Source organism: Serratia sp. 3ACOL1, assembly GCF_003668775.1.
Lineage (GTDB): Bacteria > Pseudomonadota > Gammaproteobacteria > Enterobacterales > Enterobacteriaceae > Chania > Chania fonticola.
Genome location: NZ_CP033055.1, coordinates 3,446,791 through 3,466,690 on the forward strand (window position 1 = coordinate 3,446,791; position 19,900 = coordinate 3,466,690).

Here is a 19,900-nt window from a genome sequence, read left to right on the forward strand (position 1 = left end):
TCCTCACTATTCTGGTCAGACCGAGCTTGGCGTGAACAGCATGGCGATGCCATTCATGCAGTAGCGCAAACCGGTGGGTTGCGGGCCATCATCAAATACGTGCCCCAAATGCCCGCCGCAGCGGCTGCAATGCACCTCTTCGCGGACCATGCCCAGCGTTCGATCCTTACGCGTCGCCACCGCCTGTTCGAGAGGTTGCCAGAAACTGGGCCAGCCGGTATGGCTGTCAAATTTGGTGTGGGAAGAAAACAGCGCCTGCTGGCAACCCGCACAGGCAAACTGACCATCGCGGTGCTCCTCGTTAAGCGGGCTGCTGTAAGGTGGCTCTGTGCCTTCCTCGCGCAAAACTGCATATTGGCTGGCGGAGAGCCGTTGCCGCCATTGCTCTGCGGTATAGTTGACGGCAAACGACTCCGCCATCGCCGAACGAGAAAAAAGTGCAGGCAGCAAGCCTACGGCATAGGCCACAGAGAGTGCCCCACCGCCCAGAATAAAATACCGTCTGTTGATCATCATCGTTACCTCTGGTGCTATTCACCGACAATGACAAACTACAGAGAAAGTCGTGACCAAATCCTCACGGAGAGTTCACAAATTTGTGATAACTGGGAACGCTGCATTAATACGTTGAAAGTTTAAATGGAATTTCTAATTTGGCGGGGTAAGGGCTAAGAAGGGTAAATGAAGGAGCGCAGCCTCTGCCGCGCTCCTGGAGAGAAAGTATGTCAGCTTATCGGGATAGCTTACTCATCTTCGAGATAAGTATAGCCATACAGACCGGCCTCAAACTCTTCGACAAATTGAGCCTGCAACTCCGCGTCAAGATCGGTTTCTTTCACCTGATCGCGGAATTTAGCCAGCAGCGCGATCGGATCGAGCTGCACATATTCCAGCATGTCGGCTACGCTATCGCCTTCATCAGACAGCTCGGTCTCTACGCTGCCATCAGGGAACACAAACACGTCTACCGAAGCCGTATCGCCAAACAGGTTGTGCATATTGCCCAGGATTTCCTGATAGGCACCAACCATGAAGAACCCAAGCAGAGGCGGGTTTTCCGGATCGTACGGGGGCATCGGCATGGTGGTGGCTACGCCGTCACCATCAATATAGTGATCGATGGTGCCATCGGAGTCACAGGTGATATCCAGCAATACCGCACGGCCTTCCGGCGGCTTGTCCAAGCCTTCCAACGGCAAGACCGGGAACAACTGGTCGATACCCCAGGCATCCGGCATCGACTGGAACAGTGAGAAGTTGACGTAGAACTTGTCCGCCATCCGCTCCTGCAATTCATCAATGATTGGCCGGTGCGCACGATTGCTTGGATCGAGCTGCTGCTGGATCTTGTTGCAGATGTTCAGATACAGCTGCTCGGCGTAGGCACGCTTGGTCAGATCCAACATGCCATGGGCATACTGGGTATGCACATCGTGCAGATCCATCTGGCTATCGTGCAACCATTCACGCAGCGAACGACGGTTTTCCGGCTCGTTCATTTCCTGCCAGGTTTCCCACATGCTTTCCAGCGCGCGCGGCGCATCTTCGACCGGAGGAACCGGCTCACAGAATTCGTTGCGCTCAACGCCAATGACGTTGGAAACCAGCACCGTATGGTGGGCAGTTACGGCACGGCCAGACTCGGTGATCACCGTTGGATGCGGCAGGCCATGCTCATTACAGGCATCACCGATCCCCCAAATCACGTTGTTGGCATATTCATTCAGGCCGTAGTTGACCGAACAGTCGGACTGCGAACGGGTGCCTTCATAATCCACACCCAGGCCACCACCCACGTCGAAACATTGAATGTTAACACCCAGCTTATGCAGCTCTACGTAGAAACGCGCAGACTCACGTACGCCAGTGGCGATATCGCGAATGTTGGCCAACTGAGAACCCAGGTGGAAATGCAGCAGTTGTAGGCTATCCAGGCGGCCCGCTTCACGCAGGGTTTCCACCAGTTTCAATACCTGAATGGCTGCCAGACCGAACTTGGATTTTTCGCCACCGCTCGACTGCCATTTACCTGCCCCTTGTGAGGCCAGGCGGGCACGCACACCCAGGCGTGGGATCACATTCAGGCGCTCAGCTTCTTCCAGCACCATCTGGATTTCCGACATCTTCTCGATCACCAGGTACACTTTGTGCCCCAGCTTTTCACCGATCAGCGCCAGACGAACATATTCACGGTCTTTGTAGCCATTACAGACGATCACCGAGCGGGTCATACCGGCGTGGGCCAGTACCGCCATCAGTTCCGCCTTGGAACCGGCTTCCAGCCCCAGTGGTTCACCGGAGTTGACCAGTGATTCAATGACGCGACGGTGCTGGTTAACCTTGATCGGGTAAACCAGGAAGTAGCCACCTTCATAGCCGAAGGATTCACGCGCACGTTTGAACGCGGCGTTAATGGAACGCAGACGATGCTGCAAGATCTGCGGGAAGCAGAACAAGGCGGGCAGGCGCTGGCCATCTTTTTGGCGCTCTTTCACCAACTCGGCGAGATCGACGCGCGCATGCGGGACGTCTGGGTCCGGGCACACGCTGATGTGGCCCAACTCATTGACGTCAAAGTAATTGTTGCCCCAGTAGGCGACGTTATAAGTGCGCAGCATCTTGCTGGCATTACGATCATTCATGGCAACCTCCTGCATGGAGCGTAAAGATAAATTATCACCCGCTACTGACGGGCGTTGGATCGGCATATCTTCAGACATTACTCGCCTCACCTTGCATACTGACGATATAGTCAGCCACTATCGCAGCTACAACCCGCGAGAACAACCCGGAAACACCCCATTTTAGCAGTGAATTCACCTGCCGTTCGTGGTCAGCGATCGGTTTATACCCAATAGATTTATTGTAAGACACCCTGTTCAAACCTCGTGAATCGGGTAAAGAATCATCCCACAGGAGAGCTGTAGGCTACCCTTGTTCAGTGCTTCAGACAGCCGTTAACCGGCCCGAGAATCCTGAGTAGCGCCCAGATGTGTGTAACATCGGGTAGATGGTGTAGAGACAAGACGGGAAATAGCACAAGAATGCGCGCCAGAACGGCACTGCTGTTGAGAACCAACAACCAGTAGACAACGGATCATTAATCCAACCACCTCCACGCATGCCGCTCGCGATGAACGACAAAGCCTCTATATAGTATAAGAACGTGAACGTTCAATGAAGCGGCGGCCCCATCATTGGGTACCTACGGTAGATCATGGCGCGGCGTTGCCGGGTTTACAGAAAGTTTCAATTTTCTGCAACACGCTGTGCACCAAATGAACCGCGCGCGCAGTTTATACCGGACCCCCGGGCAAAATGCAAAATGAAAATTCGCCAGAAACTGTTTCAAGCGATGAAAATGGCGGCAAGCGGTTTGCCCAAAAGAGCGTTAGGGCAAAAAATTGCTGGCAATCCGGCTAAAGGCTGACCTAAAATAGACGTCCAGATGTTAATCCATCTATACTGATTAACCGATAAACTGCTTAACGGCTTTGCCTGAGGGGCGTTGCAGGATGCATCTCGCCATCAGCGGAAGACCCTTCGCTTTGATGCCCGGATCTCCAGCGCTGTGCAGTAATTTCCAACCCGTCTTTTGCAAGGTAAAGAACACCATGGCTAAACACCTCTTCACGTCCGAATCTGTTTCCGAAGGACATCCGGATAAAATTGCCGATCAGATCTCGGATGCCGTTCTTGATGCCATCCTGGAACAGGATCCAAAAGCCCGCGTAGCCTGCGAAACCTACGTGAAAACCGGCATGGTGCTGGTTGGCGGCGAGATCACCACCAGCGCCTGGGTCGATATCGAAGAGATCACCCGCAAAACCGTGCGCGAGATTGGCTATGTCCATTCCGATATGGGCTTTGATGCCAACTCCTGTGCCGTACTGAGCGCCATCGGTAAACAATCCCCAGATATCAACCAGGGTGTTGACCGTAGCGATCCGCTGGAGCAAGGTGCTGGCGATCAGGGCTTGATGTTCGGTTATGCCTCTAATGAAACCGACGTGTTGATGCCTGCGCCAATCACTTATGCCCACCGTCTGGTTCAGCGCCAGGCCGAAGTGCGTAAAAATGGCACCCTGCCTTGGCTGCGCCCAGACGCCAAAAGCCAGGTCACGTTCCAGTATGACGATGGCAAAATCGTCGGTATTGATGCCGTGGTTCTGTCCACCCAGCACTCCGATGATATCGCGCTGAAAGATCTGCAAGAAGCGGTGATGGAAGAGATCATCAAGCCGGTACTGCCCGCCGAGTGGCTGACCGCAGGCACCAAATACCACATCAACCCAACCGGCCGTTTTGTTATCGGTGGCCCAATGGGTGACTGTGGTCTGACTGGCCGTAAAATCATCGTTGATACCTACGGCGGCATGGCACGTCACGGTGGCGGCGCGTTCTCCGGCAAGGATCCTTCCAAGGTTGACCGCTCTGCGGCGTATGCTGCACGCTACGTGGCAAAAAACATCGTGGCTGCGGGTCTGGCAGATCGCTGTGAGATCCAGGTGTCCTACGCTATCGGCGTAGCGGAACCTACCTCCATCATGGTGGAAACCTTCGGCACCGAGAAGATCTCAACCGAGCAACTGACCCTGCTGGTGCGTGAATTCTTCGATCTGCGCCCATACGGCCTGATCCAGATGATGGATCTGCTGCAACCGATCTACCGCGAAACCGCAGCTTACGGCCACTTTGGCCGCGAACACTTCCCATGGGAAGCGACCGACAAGGCAGCCCAGCTGCGTGAAGCGGCTGGTTTGAAGTAAGCCTGAGCGTTAGACGTAACAACGGCGAGCCTGAGGCTCGCCGTTTTAGTTTGTAGATGGGTGCTCATAGATCTGTACGCTTACAACCAACGGGCGGGAGCAGCCCCCCGCCGTTGGGTTGCCTTACCGTTCGGATTCGTAGGCCAAAATGGCCGCAACCTCCGTGTTGCCCGATCGAATGCGCAGCTCACAAAGTTTGCTGCGCGTTATCCATACCAACAAGATCACCGTGGTACAGATAACGACCAGTTTTACGATATCTCCTCTGTTTGGCATCATGCCTCCTTATCCTTGCCTCGCGGCGAGTAAGAAGCTAACCTAACGTTGTCGAGCGTTAGAGTTGGCCTCGGGTTGATATTATCGACTCGGGGCTTTTCTCTTTGTACCTTTCGCTCAGGCTCCAGATACAAAGATCCAGAGCACCCACCCGCAGTATATTCACCTCTCCAGCCCGACTGGCGGCTGTTTCACAGCTAAATACCAACTTTGCGCAATGCCACGCAATGCTTTGCAACTGCCTGAAAAACCAAGGGCCCAGCAATGCTGAGCCCTTGATGGCAATGGTGGTAACCCGAGATAGTCTACGAAGTTTGCTTACGCAGCAGATAGACAAAGTACGGCGCGCCAATAAAGGTCGCCAGCAGCCCGGCGGGGATTTGGTAAGGGAACATCACCATCCTGCCACACCAGTCCGCAAACACCATCAGCAGGCCGCCTAGCAACGCAGCAATCACCATCTGCGGCAGCGCCCGGCGGAATCCCAACATGCGGGCCATATGCGGTGCCATCAGGCCAATAAAGCTCAGCGGCCCAACGGTTAGCGTTGCCATCGCGGTCAGCGTTGCCGCCAGCAGCAAAATGCTCAGCCTGGTCGGCGTCAGGGCAATCCCTACGGAACGTGCTGTAGCGCCGCCCAACGGCAGAATTGTCAGCCAACGTCTACACAGCGGGGCCAACACTATCAACACGCCAGCAATCGCCGCCGTACGTATTGCCTGCGGAGCATCCACCGAGTAGGTAGAGCCGGAAAGCCACACCAACAGCCCCCCCATACGGGGATCGCCACTGGCCAGCAGTAGGAAAATGGTGGTACTAAAGGCGGTGCTGAGGGCGATCCCCGCCAACAGCATACGTTCGGTAGAGAATCCGCCGCGCCCAGCCGCAATCATGATGATCAACAGCGTAGCCGCCGCCCCCAGACTCCCGGCGGGTAACAGCCAGATAAAAGCATCACCAGGGACGATAAACAGCATCACCACCACGCCGAAAGCTGCGCCGGAACTGATCCCCAGCACTTCCGGGCTGGACATCGGGTTACCGGTCAGTTTCTGGATCAGCGTTCCGGCTACCGCCAGCATCATCCCGGCCGCCAGGGCAGAAACCACTCGTGGCCAGCGCCAAGGCATCAACGCCTGTAATTCACTGCCTACGCTCCAGTGCCAGCCGTGGGGGTTTTGCCCAAACATCAGCGCCACCGCAATCCCGGCCAATAGTAAAACGCTCCCCAGCAGGATCCATATCGGCAAGTTGCCACGTTCGACAGGCACTCTGTCACCAAGATCCATCGGCGGCGGGGTTGCGCTGCTGCGTAAGCGTGGCAGTAGCCAAAGCAACAACGGTGCACCAATCAGTGCCGTTGCCGCGCCGGTCGGGATTTCACGCCATACCAATGTCAGCCAGATCATCACCTGATCGGTCAACCACAGCAGCAATGCACCCAATAGCGGAGCCAGCATCATGCGGTGCGCCAGACGGCGAGCTCCCAGCATCTTGGCCATCAACGGGGCAAATAGGCCGATAAAACCGATCACCCCGACCGCATTGACCAACATGGCGCTGAACACAATCGCCACCGCCAACGCGGCAAAGCGCGACATTGCCAGGCCTAGGCCCAGATTACGTGCCACGCCGTCGTCCAACCCTAACAGCGTTAACGGTCGGATCAATAACGCGGCCAGCACGGCAACCAGCAGCAAGCGCGGCAGGATAAACTGCACCGTCCCCCAATCCTGCTGATTTAGCGCACCGGTGCTCCACAGGAACAGGCCTTGCAGCTGATCGTAATTGAACAACGCCAGCAGGCTATTGACCGCACCGCAGTACAGCCCAAGAACCAGACCGGCCAGAATCAACGTCACGGGCGACATCCGTTTGCCCCAGGCAACGCCGAACACCAACCCGCCGACCACAATGGCACCGACCATCGCCGCCAGCTGTCGGGTCAATTCGCCCCCAGGCAGCATCCACAGTGTGGCAATCGTCAAGCCTAGCTGAGCCCCGGCAGCCACGCCGAGCGTGGCGGGTTCCGCCAATGGATTGCGTAATACCTGCTGGAACAGTACGCCGACCAATCCCAGTCCGGCCCCCACCAGCAACGACACCGACAGGCGTGGCAACAGGCTGTAGTGAAACAGCATCTGATCGACATTGTCGATGTCTGGTTGTACCAACGCCTGTGACCACTGGTCCCACGGCAGTTGATGCAGCAGGTTGAAGAGCGTCAGGCCACCCGCCGCTGCCAGCAATAGCAGGATCAGCGCTATCGGCAAGATACGCAGGCGTGCACTCATGAGCGGGTCTCCTGCGCCTGCTCCAGCAAGCGGCAAAAACGCATGGCCGACAGCGTGGCGCCGTAGAACCACACCGCTGGCACCTGCCGCAGTTGGCCCTGACGGATAAACGGCAAGGCCTGCCACAGCGGCGTCTTGCTGACCTTATCCATCATGGCTTGATTACCGTGATCGAGATAAATCGCTCGCGCATTTTTTATTGTCGCCAGACGTTCTATCCCCACCACCGAAGTTCCCCAGAAGTTGGTTTCCCCGTGCCAGGCATTCTCGATGCCTAGCTGATCCATCACTTCCTGAAACAGACTCTTCTGGCCGATGACCAACACGTGCCGAGGATCGAGCAAAGAAAACAGCAGCAGCGGCTGTTGCCGGTACCCCGCCAGGCGGTTACGCGCCTCCAGCATGAAAGCATCAAACTGTTGCAGATGTTGGGTAGCCCGCGCCTCCAGACCTATCCGCTGTGCCAATTGCAGCAACGAGTTTTTGCCCACGGTGAGCGGTTTACCGCTGCCGTCGTTAAAGCCAAACTCCATGGTCGGGCCGATAGGCTGCAGTTTTTGTGGCGAAGGACCATAGCCTTTGGAAAGCAGGATCAGAGAAGGTTTGAGCTGTTGCAACAGCTCCAGATTAGGTTCGGTACGTTGACCGACGTCGATCACCGAGTCCGGCAACCGAGGGTCTTGTACCCACAGGTTGTAGTTGTGGATATCGGCAACCGCCTGCGGCATCACGCCCAGTGCGATCAGCAGCTCGACCGGTAGCCACTCCAATGCCGCGATGCGGGTGATATCGGGCAAATCTGTCGCTCGCGACGGTAAAGAGAACAGCAGAGGCGATAATGCCATCGCCGTTAATAAACGCCGGCGCAGCGGATCATGATGAAAATCGGCAGAGGTAGGCATTAATAAACGAAGCTCACTGGTGCACCGCCACTTGGATGCGGCAATATGCCCATCGGGATGCCGTAGATCTGTTCCAGCACCGGCCCTTGCATCAGCTCAAGCGATGACCCCTGGGCAATCATTTCGCCACCGCGTAACGCCACCAGATGGTCGCAATACCGAGCCGCCATGTTGATGTCATGCAGCACTGCAATCACCGTCAGGCCGCGCTCATGGCTCAGGCGTTGGATCAACGCCAGCACTTCAACCTGATGAGCAATATCCAACGCCGAAGTCGGTTCATCCAGCAACAAACAACGGCTGTCCTGCGCGACCATCATCGCCAGCCAGGCCCGTTGACGTTCACCGCCGGAGAGGCTGTCTACCAGGCGGTTGGCAAAGGGTTTGAGCCCCACCAGCCCGATCGCCTCTTCTACCAGCTCGCGATCGACAGCCTTGAAACGGCCTAACGCGCCGTGCCACGGGTAGCGGCCGATGGCGACCAGTTCGCGCACCGTCATCCCTTCCGCTGCGGGCAATTGCTGCGGCAGATAGGCTACTTGGCGAGCGAAGGCTTTGCTATCCCATTGGCCCAGCGGTTGCCCGTTAAGCAGCGCCTGGCCGGAGGTAGGATTTTGGTGACGACCGAGGATTTTCAGCAGCGTGGATTTGCCGGAGCCATTATGACCAATCAATCCACACACTTTGCCTTGAGGAAAGGCCAATGACAGCGGCTGTAACAGCACCCGCCCTGGCACGGCAAAGCTCACGCGGTCGAGCTGGAACGTAGCATCGCGATTAAGGTGTTTATCCTGCATAGGCCCTGCTTGGCGGGGAGCGACCAAAGGCCGCTCCCGGTAGCCGATTAGAAACTGAAGGTTGCCGTAGCGACCACTTGACGTTCTGCACCCCAGAAGCAGCCATAGGTGGCGAAACAGCTAGAGACATACTCTTTATCAAACAGGTTGTTAACGTTAAGCGCTACGGAAGAACCTGGCAGGTTGAAGCGTGCCAAATCATATTTGATCACGGTATTCCACACGGTGTAGTCCGGCACTTTAAAGGTGTTGGCTTCGTCACCATAGGTTGAGCCGGTATAACGCACACCCGCACCCAGCGTCAGGCCACTCAACGCGGTTTCATGGAAGGTGTAATCTCCCCACAGCGAGGCCATATGCTTAGGAATGATCGCTGGCGTATTGCCCTGGTTGGTGGTGTCTTCGGTGTATTCAGCATCGGTATAGGTATAGGACGCCAGCAGGTTGACGTTAGCCGTCAGCGCCGCTTTGCCTTCCAACTCTACGCCGCGAGAGCGGATCTCCCCGGTTTGCTGCTGGAACCAACCTTTATCGGCATGCTCAACATCCGTGACCAGGTTATTTGACTTGGTCAGTTGATAGATGGCAATGGTGGCAGAGACAGGGCGATCTTTTGGCATGTATTTCACGCCAGCTTCATACTGTTCGCCTTTGGAAGGAACGAAGGCTTTGCCGTCATAACCTGCGCCCACGTTCGGCTCGAAAGATTGCGCGTAACTGACATACGGCGAGATGCCGTTGTCGAACAGATAGTTAAGGCCGATGCGATTGGTAGACTGGTGATCTTTCTGCTCGCTGTAGGGGATCGTAGCCATGTCGGTGCGATCCTCAACGGTGCTCTTAGCCCAGTCATAGCGCGTACCGGCTGTCAGGATCCATTGGTTCCATTCGGCCTGTTCCTGCAGGTAAATACCCACCTGCCGTTGACCATTGACCTTACTGGTTGGGTTTAACGTCCCCTTGGTATAATTACCAAACTGCGGGTTTGCCAGATCCAGTGGACTGGCCACGCCCCAGCCGCCCTGAATATCGTTACTCATGCGCATAAAATCTACGCCAGCCAGCAACGTATGATCCACACGGCCAGTAGCAAACTTGGCCTGGCCTTGGGTATCGACGCTGAAGTTATTCAGGCGCTCATCCGAAGCGATATAGTTACGGTTGAGGGTCGTGTTGTCGGCGTTTACGCCAGTGCCATAGATATTGTTCTGGTTGGTATGCAACTGCATATAACGCAGGTTCTGGCGTACGGCCCAGGTATCATCGAAATCATGAGAGAAGCTGTAACCAAACATCCGCGTCTGGCGCGAATAGAAGTTACTCTTTTCGCCTTCGTTGAAGCTGGTTGGCAGCTTGCCATAAGGCGCGTTGACCACCGTTCCCTGCATCGGTAACCAGCCGTAGTAGCCGAGGTTAGGATCGTTTTGCAGGTAAGAATACAGCGTCAGGTTGGTATGCTCATCGGGCTGCCAACTGAATGAAGGCGCAATGGTATAGCGTTTCTCCTTGGCCATCTCCTGCTGAGCGTCAGCGTCTTTGGCCAACCCGGTCAGGCGGAAGGAATACTTGCCGTCATCATCCAACGCATTGCTGAAATCAAAGCCAGTCTGGAACAGGTTATCTGTACCCATTTTAAATTGGATTTCTTTCAGCGGTTCCGTGGTTGGGCGCTTGCTGATCAGCGAGATAATCCCACCCGGGCTGCTTTTACCGTAAAGCACGGAAGAAGGCCCGCGCAGCACTTCGGCCCGCTCCAGGAAATAAGGATCGATTACGGCTTCGTTAAAATAGTCGCCTTGCAGCTTCAAACCGTCCAGATAGATATTCTGGTTGACCGAGCCAAAACCACGAATATAAACCGCATCATAGACGTTGGAGCTGCCGCGGCTGCCCACCATCACACCAGGGGTGAAGCCTAACGCTTCTTTCACCGAGGAAGGCTGCATAACGTCCATTTGTTCACGCGTGACCACAGACACCGATTGAGGGGTCTTCACCAACGGCGTATCCGTTTTGGTGCCGGTCGCGCTGCGTTTCGCCACGATGGTGCCAACTGGGCCCCAGGCGCTTTCCTGTGAAGCACCACCGCTGCCGCCCCCTACCACCGTAATAGTATCGGCATCCGCGGCAGCCGTCGTCTGAGCTGCAACCGCAGGCAAGGTTAGCGTAGCCGCGATCGTGGCAGCCAAAACGCTTACGGGGAACAAGCCTGATTTGGCCGGTGATGAGGAATGACGCTTGGTCGGCATGTCTGGTTTCTCTGATGTGATTTGATAACGAATGTGAACGATAATAATTATTATAAGCGCGGCATTTTATGCAGAAGGCTAGCGGAACTGCAAGCGTATTTCGGCCGTAAAAAAGCTATGGGATTGGTGTGGTAACCGCATTAACAGAGTGGAAATAAAACCAACAACACAGAAAGGAAAGCCCGTAACAGAACGCTACGGGCTTGATAACACAGTAAAATCAAATGATAAATATGCTTAACATAACGGCTGGGGTTTATTTGCCAAACATATCTTTTATCCAGCCAGCAACGCCATCGGCATCTTTCTGTTCGCCGGCTTGCTGCTGTTGAGTTTGTTGCTGCTCGGCCTGGCTTGCCTGGCATAGCTCCTGCGGGTTTTCAGTCCAAACAGGGATGGTGCGCCAACTGCTGCCACCACAGATAAAGTTACCGGCAGAATCAATCCCCATCTGGCTAATGCCTTCCGGTTGTTGCAGCTTCAGCACCAGCGGCGTCTGGTTTTCCAGATAGCGGCGATACAGCGTCAAAGCACCGTTGGCACCTGTCAATTTGGCTGGGCCGTTATTGTCACGCCCTACCCAGGCAATCGCCACTTCCTTGCCGTCGATACCGGCAAACCAGCTGTCACGCAGATCGTTAGTGGTACCGGTTTTAGCGGCCAGGTTGTAATTAGGGAACTTGACCGACAGCGAACGTGAAGTCCCGCGTGCCACACCCTGCTGCATAGCATACAGCGTCAGGTAAGCCGCCTGTGCTGGCACCATACGTTCCGCCTGCGGGAAGCTCTGATACAACGCGGTGCCGTCTTCCGCGATCACTGAACGCACGGCAGACAGCGGCGCACGGTTACCCCCACTGGCGATGGTCTGGTATTCCTGTGCCACTTCCATCGGCGTCAGGCCGATGGCCCCCAGCAACATGGAAGGCACCGGAGTGATCGCCGATTTAGGAATACCCAACTTTTGCAGGGTCGCGCTGATCTGATCCAGCCCTACCGACATCCCCAGGTTGACCGTTGGCACGTTGAGCGAGTTGGCCAACGCATCCACCAGCATCACCCGGCCACGGAACTGGCGATCGTAGTTATTCGGCTGCCACGAGCTGCCGTTCGGTAGTTTGATCGACAGCGGCTGATCGGCCAGCCAGGTATTGAGCCGATACTTATCCGGTTCCGACAGCGCGGTCAGATAGGTTGGCGGCTTGGCCAGTGACCCTACCAGACGGCGCGCCTGCAGAGCACGGTTAAAGCCAGCAAACTGAGGATCGGCACCGCCCACCATGGCGCGAACCTCCCCGGTAAAGCGATCGACAATCACCATCGCCGCTTCCAAATCGTTCAGATGACGAGCGGCACGTAGCGCCGGGATACCGTCTTCCACCGCCTTCTCGGCCGCATCCTGTGAAACCGGATCCAACGTAGTGAAGATCTTCACGCCGGAAAGATCGTTAACCTTGTCACCCAGCTTGGCCTGCAACTCCTGACGCACCAGTTGCATAAACGCAGGCTGCGGTGAAATCACCCCACCTTTCGGCTGTACGCCCAGCGGGCGAGCGCTCAGCATGTTATACAGCTCAGCGTCGATCACCCCCTGGTTCTGTAACAGCTTGAGCACCAGGTTACGACGCTCCAGCGCCAACTTTGGGTTACGCCAAGGGTTATACAGCGAGGCCCCTTTCACCATGCCCACCAACAGCGCCTGCTGATCCAGGCTCAGTTCATCGACCGGGCGACCAAAGTAGTACAGGCTGGCCAACGGGAAGCCACGGATCTGATCGCTGCCGCTCTGGCCGAGATACACCTCGTTCAGATACAGCTCCAGAATACGGTCTTTGCTATAACGGTAATCTACCAGCAAAGCCATGTAGGCTTCGTTGGCCTTACGCCACAGCGAACGCTCGTTGGTCAGGAACAGGTTTTTTACCAGTTGCTGAGTCAAGGTACTGCCGCCCTGCACCGCACGCCCGGCGGTCAGGTTGGCCACCACAGCACGGCCAATGGAGTAGAAGCTGATACCATCATGCTCATAGAAATGGCGGTCTTCGGTAGCGATTAGCGTATCGACCAGCAGGTCTGGGAAACCAGAGCGCGGAACAAACAGGCGTTGCTCGCCATTCGGCGATTGCAGCATGGTGATCAGGCGCGGATCGAGGCGGAAGAAGCCAAAGTTACGCTGATTTTCCATGTTGACGATTTTCGCCAGGCCATTGTTTTGGAAATCGAGGCGAGCGTGGATCTGGCCTTCTTTGCCATCCGGGAAATCAAACGGGCGGCGCAGCATCTCGATGCTGTTGGCCTGCACGGTAAACTCCCCAGGCCGGGTCATGCGGCTAACCTGGCGATATTGCATCCCTTCCAGCAGGGCGACCATTTCCTTTTTGCTATACGGCATGCCCGGCTCAAGGTTAACCATGCGGCCATACACCGCCGCCGGTAACTGCCAGACTTTGCCATCGATGCGGCTACGGATCTGGGAATCCAGATAAACACCGTAGATCGCCAGCAGCACCGCAATCACCAGGAACAGTTTTATCAGCAGGCCGAGCCAACGGCGCTTTTTACGCGGCGACTTCGCTTTTACCTTGGGCGGCATGCGTTGTTCCTCTTCGTCGTCATCGTACTCATCATCGTCATACTCATCCTGATACTCGTCTTCTTCATAATCGTCGTCACGTTGACGACGCGCCGGTTTACGCGGCACATTACGTTTTGGTTGTTTGCCTTTGCGCCCGATGGGCTCGCGGTCATCCCCAGCCATTGCGGTTCTTCTCCACGCTTGCTGCAATTTATACCCTATGGATTTCAAGCTGCGGCTAGGCGACAAACTATCTCATCCCCAGGAGCTTACTTTTGGGTAAGTGGCTGGGGTGAGATAGTGCAGGTAACAACGCTGCAGCTTGAAAGACGACGGGTCCGTTATTTTGTCGCTTAATCTGTCCCTAAGCCATCTGGCTGAACAGAAGAAACATCTGAATTCGTTACTGGTATTTCTTGGTGCGCCTGGTGGGGGCGGTATTGGCCGGGTCGTCTGGCCATACGTGCTTGGGATAGCGCCCCTTCATTTCCTTTTGCACCTCGCGGTACGCCCCTTGCCAGAAGGCGGCCAGATCGCCGGTGATCTGCAATGGTCGGTGCGCCGGAGAGAGTAACTCAAGCACCACCGGGATGCGACCCTCAGCCAACGTTGGGCTACGCTGCTCACCAAACATCTCCTGTAAACGCACCGCCAATACCGGCGGTTTGTCGGCATCGTAGCGGATCGGCAAACGGCTACCGGTCGGCACAGCATAATGAGTTGGCAGGGCATTATCCAGCCGTTGCTTTTGCTGCCAGTCTAACCGGCGGGCCAAGGCTTCAGCGATATTGACCTGCTTTAATCCGCGCAGATCGCGAACGCCGCTCAATGACGGCAGCAACCAGCTTTCCAGGGAGTCGAGCAACGTCTCGTCATCCACCGGCGGCCAGTCGGCCTCTGGCAACCAACGCTGGGCACAGTGTAAACGCAGGCGCAACTGTTCGGCAGAGGTATCCCAATTAAGCACGGCCAATCCCTGGGCGCGGACCCAGTTTATCAGTGCCTGTTGCAGTTCCTCTTCCGCCGGCTTGGCCAGCGGCTGAGCCCGCAGCGTCAAGCGGCCAATCTGTTGGCGCTTCCAGGCCCGCAGGGTGCCCTTTTCCTCATCCCACTCGACGGCGGTCTGGCTACTGACAATCTCGGGCCACCTCGCCACCAGCGCATCAATTTCGATGGGTAACGCCAGCAGGATACGGGCATCCGGGCTGTTATGGCCTTGCAACAGGCTAGGAATAATCAACCAGGGAGCCCTGGAGAGCGCTTCGTCCTGATCCATCGCTGCGCCCAGGCCATTGGCCAACAGATAGCGCCCATCCTGCCCGCGCCGTTGGGCGATACGATCGGCAAAAGCCTGCGCCAGCAAAGGAGCGGCCAGATCGGCATCAATCTGCCCACTTTTTTGCGGTAAGCGCTTACTCAGTTGCGCCGCCCGGCGTTGCCAATGTGGCTGGGGGCGGCTCAGCCAATAACCGATATCCATCTGTCCACTGCGCGGCGGCTCCTCCAGCAAAGCGGCCAACATCGCCGCCGTGGCTAATCCATCGGCTCCCATATTGGCACCGGCACACAGCATAGCCGCCAGTCTGGGATCGCAACCCAACCCGGCCATTTGACGACCAATGGTTGTGAGCTTCTCACCGTCGTCGATAGCTGCCAGGGTATGTAATAAACGGCGAGCGGCAGCTAATGCGGCCAACGGCGGCCGATCGAGCCAGGTGAGTTGATCCACATCCACACAGCCCCATTGCAGCAGTTCCAGCCAGAAGCTGGCCAGATCGCTTTGCAGGATCTCCGGTTCAGCATGTTCCGCAGCACGCTCCGCCTGCTCTTTGGCAAACAGATGCCAGCAAATTCCCGGCTCCAAGCGCCCGGCACGCCCGGCGCGCTGGATCATTGAAGCCTGGCTGATACGCTGGGTGACCAATCGCGTCAGGCCATTACGGACGTCATAACGTGCTACGCGCTCCAGCCCGCTGTCGACGACCAGACGGATGCCTTCAATGGTCAAGCTGGTTTCGGCAATATTGGTCGCCAACACCACTTTACGCCGCCCGTGCTGCGCCGGCTGGATCGCCTTTTGCTGCTGTGCCAACGGCAATGCGCCGTACAGCGGGCAGAGATCGGTATCCGCTGGCACCTCGCCAATGAGCCGTTCCTGCACGCGGTTAATCTCCGCCACGCCGGGCAGGAATAACAGCAGCGAACCTGATTGCTCAGCCAACAGACGCTTCACCGCCGAGGCAACGCCATCCTCCAACCGTTGATGGCTTGGCAAAGGTTGGTACTGCCGTTCAACCGGGTAGCTACGCCCTTCCGACACCACCACCGGCGCTTGCGGCAGCAGTTGCGACAGCCGCGCATTATCCAGCGTCGCGGACATGATCAGCAGTTTCAGATCGTCACGCAGCCCTTGCTGCACATCCAGCAGCAGGGCCAGGGCCAGATCGGCCTGTAAACTACGCTCGTGGAATTCATCAAGAATAATCAGCGAGACACCCTGCAGTTCGGCGTCCTGCTGCAACATGCGGGTGAGAATGCCCTCGGTCACCACCTCCAGCCGCGTATGCGGCCCACTTTTGCTCTCGGCACGCATGCGATAGCCCACGGTCTGACCCGGTTCTTCACCCAACTGTTGTGCCAACCGATAAGCGACGTTTTTTGCCGCCAGCCGCCGTGGCTCCAGCATGATGATACGCCCCGGCAGCCCGGCTTTTGCCAGGATCTGCAACGGCAGCCAGGTGGATTTCCCGGCACCGGTGGGGGCATGCAACAACACCTGTGGGGCAGATTGCAGTGCGGCAAGCAGCTCATCAAGAACCGCGCTGACGGGCAGTGAGGACACAAAACTCTCCATGGGGTAGTTAATGGACAGCGCACATTGTAGCATTAGGCTCAGCATTTCATTCATTTACCGGGGTTCCATGTCCAGCTCGCGCCGCCTGTTCTTCGCCTTGTCGCTACCCGATGCCTTGCAGCAGCAGGTGATCCGCTGGCGGGCCGAGGCATTTAAACCCGAAGATGGCCGCCCGGTGGCCGCCGCCAATCTGCATCTGACGCTAGCCTTTCTCGGCGAGGTCAGTGCACAGAAAGAGCTGGCGCTAAAAACGCAGGCCGGGCGTATCACGCAGGCGGGTTTTAGCCTCAATCTGGACGATCTTGGCCACTGGCCGCGCCCCGGAGTGGTATGGTTGGGCAGCAAACGCCCCCCACGCGCGCTGTTACAGCTGGCGGAATTGCTGCGTTCGCAAGCGGCCCGCAGCGGCTGTTATCAAAGCCCGATGCCGTTTCATCCCCATATCACGCTATTGCGGGCAGCAACCCAGCCGGTCGCTATTCCTCCTGGCACGCCGGGTTGGCCGTTCAACGCCAGCCATTTCTCACTCTACCAATCGTCGTTTGAACAGGGCCGCACCCGCTATCACGAATTAGAGCAGTGGCCACTCGCCGACAGGATAAATCATGATTTTTGACCCACCGCTAAAACCGGCCACGCTCATCAAGCGCTACAAACGTTTTCTGGCCGATGTGATCACCCCCGAAGGTGAAACCTTTACCCTGCACTGCGCCAACACCGGCGCCATGACCGGCTGTGCTACGCCAGGGGACACCGTTTGGTACTCCACTTCGGACAACGCCAAACGCAAATATGCCCACAGTTGGGAGCTGACACATACCCAGGCTGGCGACTGGATCTGCGTCAATACCCTGCGTGCCAACACCCTGGTTCGTGAAGCTATTGAACAGAATATAATCAGTGAATTATCCGGTTACAGTAAAATCACCGGCGAAGTGAAATATGGCGACGAAAACAGCCGTATCGATTTGTTATTACAGGCAGAAAACCGGGTTGACTGCTATATTGAAGTTAAGTCAGTCACACTATTGCAACATCAACAGGGCTACTTCCCTGATGCCGTAACGCTGAGAGGGCAGAAGCATCTGCGTGAGTTGCAAAACGTGGTTGAACAAGGGCAGCGGGCGGTGCTGTTCTTTGCCGTGTTACACAGCGGCATCGATCGGGTCACCCCAGCAAATCATATTGATGAGCATTATGCGGTGCTACTAGCGCAGGTTCAGCAGTTGGGAGTGGAAGTTGTTTGTTACGGGGCAAAATTATCACCTGACGGTATCTCGCTAAGCGCTAAGTTACCGTTTTTTATTGGCTAGCGGTGCCGGGCACAAATAAATCGACAACCGGATATTGCTTCGCCAAATACGCCTTCCTTCACACCATTGTCAAGCAGGCGACAGGAATAATTGCCATCCCTCTTCCCTTCTGTTATTTATAGCGGCCTGTTTTTCCCCCGTATTGGGGATTCGACATACCCTACTAGCATTAAAGGGTATAGTGCGTGTGTATGTAGGAGAAGCAATATGCAAGAAGGGCAAACCCGTAAAACCTCGTCCTTGAGCATTCTCGCCATCGCTGGGGTGGAGCCGTATCAAGAGAAACCGGGCGAAGAGTACATGAACGACGCCCAGTTGACGCATTTCAGGCGCATCCTTGAAGCATGGCGCAACCAACTCAGGGACGAAGTCGATCGTACTGTGTCGCATATGCAAGAAGAGGCAGCCAACTTCCCGGATCCGGCAGACCGTGCCACTCAGGAAGAAGAGTTCAGCCTCGAACTGCGTAACCGTGACCGCGAGCGCAAACTGATCAAAAAGATCGAGAAAACGCTGAAGAAAGTAGAAGACGATGATTTCGGCTTCTGCGAGTCTTGCGGCGTGGAGATTGGCATTCGTCGCCTTGAAGCGCGTCCGACTGCTGATTTGTGCATCGACTGCAAGACGTTGGCCGAAATCCGCGAAAAGCAGATGGCCGGCTAAGCAGTTGTTACCTCCTGCGGCGCGTGCCAATAACGCGCGCCGCACAGAGTTAAGGGAAGCAATCCCTTCAGATATGCTAGCAAGTCACTATGTGGGGCGCTTTGCCCCATCGCCTTCCGGGGATCTGCATTTCGGTTCGCTGATTGCCGCTCTGGGAAGCTACCTCCAGGCTCGTGCTCAACGCGGGCAATGGCTGGTACGTATTGAAGATATCGACCCTCCGCGCGAAGTCGCCGGAGCTGCCGGGCGTATCTTATCCGCACTTGAACACTATGGTCTCCACTGGGACGGCCAGGTCATCTATCAATCCCAACGCTCTGAAGCTTACCGCGCAACCCTTGATTGGCTGCAACGCCAGGATCTCAGCTATTACTGCACCTGTACCCGCAGCCGCATCCAGCAGATCGGCGGTTTGTACGATGGTCATTGCCGCCACTTACGGCTTGGCCCGCAGGGTGCCGCAATCCGCTTACGTCAATCAAACCCGGTGTATGCCTTCCACGATCGGTTGCAGGGCGAGCTACGGGCCGATCCGGCGCTGGCACAGGAAGATTTCATCATCCGCCGCCGCGACGGCCTGTTTGCCTACAATCTGGCGGTGGTGATCGACGATCATTTTCAAGGCGTGACCGAAATCGTCCGCGGTGCCGATCTGATCGAACCCACGGTGCGCCAGATTGCGCTGTATCAGCAATTACAGGCACCGGTTCCCGACTATGTGCATTTGCCACTGGCGCTGGGGAACAACGGCATTAAACTGTCGAAGCAAAATCATGCTCCCGCGCTGCCCACTGGCGATCCACGGCCAGTACTGGTTGCTGCCCTGAAGTTTCTGCGCCAACCGCTGCCAGAAAACTGGCAAGATCTTGATCTGCCGTTATTATTGAGCTGGGCGGTTGAGCATTGGCAGTTGGCAAATGTGCCACGTCAGCAAGCGATCCCACAGTGTGAAAACACAACGGCATTCTCAAAACAGCCGGGGTAAGCTATGATTAGCCGCTATTTTTTGTTAGCGCCATTTTTATCCGTCACTATCGAGGTGTACCATTTTTACCCGAGTAGCCAATTTCTGCCGTAAGGTACTAATCCGCGATGACAAGTTGACCCGCGAAGATGCGCCGGCCAGCGATAAAAACCAAGTCCGCGAAGAAAGCGCGCCTGCAGAACCGTTAGCAACAACGCCACCGCGCTCTACCGAGAGCGGCAGG

General features: G+C 56.3%; 15 protein-coding genes. 5 read left to right on the forward strand and 10 right to left on the reverse strand.

Going from position 1 to position 19,900, the window contains the following annotated elements; translation table 11 throughout:
* Positions 1-15: 15 nt before the first annotated feature.
* The 3 genes from msrB to D9980_RS26700 form a co-directional block, all read right to left on the reverse strand.
* Positions 16-516, reverse strand: a complete 501-nt coding sequence (msrB, locus tag D9980_RS15535; protein ID WP_237737018.1) for a peptide-methionine (R)-S-oxide reductase MsrB — start codon at positions 514-516, stop codon at positions 16-18.
* Between the two features lie 227 nt (positions 517-743).
* Complete coding sequence (gene speA, locus D9980_RS15540) at positions 744-2,720, reverse strand: biosynthetic arginine decarboxylase (protein WP_024484363.1); 1,977 nt, start codon at positions 2,718-2,720, stop codon at positions 744-746.
* A 749-nt stretch (positions 2,721-3,469) separates the two neighbouring features.
* The gene (locus D9980_RS26700) at positions 3,470-3,616 is read right to left on the reverse strand and encodes a hypothetical protein (RefSeq protein WP_021179752.1); all 147 of its coding nucleotides are present in this window, start codon (positions 3,614-3,616) and stop codon (positions 3,470-3,472) included.
* Between D9980_RS26700 and metK the strand changes: the two genes are divergently transcribed.
* Positions 3,615-4,769: a methionine adenosyltransferase gene (gene metK, locus D9980_RS15550; protein ID WP_021806239.1), complete on the forward strand. Its 1,155-nt coding sequence runs from the start codon at positions 3,615-3,617 to the stop codon at positions 4,767-4,769. The two genes, D9980_RS26700 and metK, sit on opposite strands and share 2 nt — an antisense overlap.
* Before the next feature lie 123 nt (positions 4,770-4,892).
* Here the strand turns inward: metK and D9980_RS15555 are convergent, their stop codons facing one another.
* The 7 genes from D9980_RS15555 to hrpB all read right to left on the reverse strand — a co-directional run bounded on the left by D9980_RS15555 (position 4,893) and on the right by hrpB (position 16,716).
* On the reverse strand, positions 4,893-5,045 hold the full coding sequence (locus D9980_RS15555; protein WP_024484362.1) for a Hok/Gef family protein: 153 nt from the start codon (positions 5,043-5,045) through the stop codon (positions 4,893-4,895).
* Between the two features lie 305 nt (positions 5,046-5,350).
* On the reverse strand, positions 5,351-7,339 hold the full coding sequence (gene fhuB, locus D9980_RS15560) for a Fe(3+)-hydroxamate ABC transporter permease FhuB (RefSeq protein WP_121607779.1): 1,989 nt from the start codon (positions 7,337-7,339) through the stop codon (positions 5,351-5,353).
* Positions 7,336-8,241 (reverse strand): Fe(3+)-hydroxamate ABC transporter substrate-binding protein FhuD, encoded by a 906-nt coding sequence (fhuD, locus tag D9980_RS15565; protein ID WP_121607780.1) that lies wholly within the window; start codon positions 8,239-8,241, stop codon positions 7,336-7,338. The genes fhuB and fhuD overlap by 4 nt, the downstream gene beginning before the upstream one ends.
* Positions 8,241-9,038 (reverse strand): Fe3+-hydroxamate ABC transporter ATP-binding protein FhuC, encoded by a 798-nt coding sequence (fhuC, locus tag D9980_RS15570; protein ID WP_121607781.1) that lies wholly within the window; start codon positions 9,036-9,038, stop codon positions 8,241-8,243. The genes fhuD and fhuC overlap by 1 nt, the downstream gene beginning before the upstream one ends.
* Positions 9,039-9,085: 47 nt before the next feature.
* Complete coding sequence (fhuA, locus tag D9980_RS15575; RefSeq protein WP_121607782.1) at positions 9,086-11,287, reverse strand: ferrichrome porin FhuA; 2,202 nt, start codon at positions 11,285-11,287, stop codon at positions 9,086-9,088.
* Positions 11,288-11,543: 256 nt separating this feature from the next.
* Entirely contained in the window at positions 11,544-14,045 is a 2,502-nt protein-coding gene (gene mrcB, locus D9980_RS15580; RefSeq protein ID WP_121607783.1) for a bifunctional glycosyl transferase/transpeptidase, read from the reverse strand.
* A gap of 220 nt (positions 14,046-14,265) precedes the next feature.
* Positions 14,266-16,716 carry an ATP-dependent helicase HrpB gene (gene hrpB / locus D9980_RS15585; RefSeq protein ID WP_238393730.1) on the reverse strand — a complete coding sequence of 817 codons (2,451 nt, stop codon included), beginning with the start codon at positions 16,714-16,716 and terminating at the stop codon, positions 14,266-14,268.
* A gap of 67 nt (positions 16,717-16,783) precedes the next feature.
* Here hrpB and thpR point away from each other — a divergent pair, with 67 nt between their 5' ends.
* From thpR to gluQRS, 4 genes are all read left to right on the forward strand, one after another.
* Positions 16,784-17,332 carry an RNA 2',3'-cyclic phosphodiesterase gene (gene thpR / locus D9980_RS15590; RefSeq protein ID WP_121607785.1) on the forward strand — a complete coding sequence of 183 codons (549 nt, stop codon included), beginning with the start codon at positions 16,784-16,786 and terminating at the stop codon, positions 17,330-17,332.
* Positions 17,322-18,029 carry a DNA/RNA nuclease SfsA gene (gene sfsA / locus D9980_RS15595; RefSeq protein ID WP_121607786.1) on the forward strand — a complete coding sequence of 236 codons (708 nt, stop codon included), beginning with the start codon at positions 17,322-17,324 and terminating at the stop codon, positions 18,027-18,029. The genes thpR and sfsA overlap by 11 nt, the downstream gene beginning before the upstream one ends.
* Positions 18,030-18,236: 207 nt before the next feature.
* Positions 18,237-18,692 carry an RNA polymerase-binding protein DksA gene (gene dksA / locus D9980_RS15605; RefSeq protein ID WP_021179742.1) on the forward strand — a complete coding sequence of 152 codons (456 nt, stop codon included), beginning with the start codon at positions 18,237-18,239 and terminating at the stop codon, positions 18,690-18,692.
* A 73-nt stretch (positions 18,693-18,765) separates the two neighbouring features.
* The gene (gene gluQRS / locus D9980_RS15610) at positions 18,766-19,677 is read left to right on the forward strand and encodes a tRNA glutamyl-Q(34) synthetase GluQRS (protein WP_121607787.1); all 912 of its coding nucleotides are present in this window, start codon (positions 18,766-18,768) and stop codon (positions 19,675-19,677) included.
* Positions 19,678-19,900 lie beyond the last annotated feature (223 nt).

Coding starts and splice junctions, on each gene's coding strand:
- msrB (WP_237737018.1), bottom strand. CDS start 516: ATGATGATCAACAGACGGTATTTTATTCTGGGCGGTGGGGCACTCTCT.
- speA (WP_024484363.1), bottom strand. CDS start 2,720: ATGTCTGAAGATATGCCGATCCAACGCCCGTCAGTAGCGGGTGATAAT.
- metK (WP_021806239.1), top strand. CDS start 3,615: ATGGCTAAACACCTCTTCACGTCCGAATCTGTTTCCGAAGGACATCCG.
- D9980_RS26700 (WP_021179752.1), bottom strand. CDS start 3,616: ATGGTGTTCTTTACCTTGCAAAAGACGGGTTGGAAATTACTGCACAGC.
- D9980_RS15555 (WP_024484362.1), bottom strand. CDS start 5,045: ATGCCAAACAGAGGAGATATCGTAAAACTGGTCGTTATCTGTACCACG.
- fhuB (WP_121607779.1), bottom strand. CDS start 7,339: ATGAGTGCACGCCTGCGTATCTTGCCGATAGCGCTGATCCTGCTATTG.
- fhuD (WP_121607780.1), bottom strand. CDS start 8,241: ATGCCTACCTCTGCCGATTTTCATCATGATCCGCTGCGCCGGCGTTTA.
- fhuC (WP_121607781.1), bottom strand. CDS start 9,038: ATGCAGGATAAACACCTTAATCGCGATGCTACGTTCCAGCTCGACCGC.
- fhuA (WP_121607782.1), bottom strand. CDS start 11,287: ATGCCGACCAAGCGTCATTCCTCATCACCGGCCAAATCAGGCTTGTTC.
- mrcB (WP_121607783.1), bottom strand. CDS start 14,045: ATGGCTGGGGATGACCGCGAGCCCATCGGGCGCAAAGGCAAACAACCA.
- hrpB (WP_238393730.1), bottom strand. CDS start 16,716: ATGGAGAGTTTTGTGTCCTCACTGCCCGTCAGCGCGGTTCTTGATGAG.
- thpR (WP_121607785.1), top strand. CDS start 16,784: ATGTCCAGCTCGCGCCGCCTGTTCTTCGCCTTGTCGCTACCCGATGCC.
- sfsA (WP_121607786.1), top strand. CDS start 17,322: ATGATTTTTGACCCACCGCTAAAACCGGCCACGCTCATCAAGCGCTAC.
- dksA (WP_021179742.1), top strand. CDS start 18,237: ATGCAAGAAGGGCAAACCCGTAAAACCTCGTCCTTGAGCATTCTCGCC.
- gluQRS (WP_121607787.1), top strand. CDS start 18,766: ATGCTAGCAAGTCACTATGTGGGGCGCTTTGCCCCATCGCCTTCCGGG.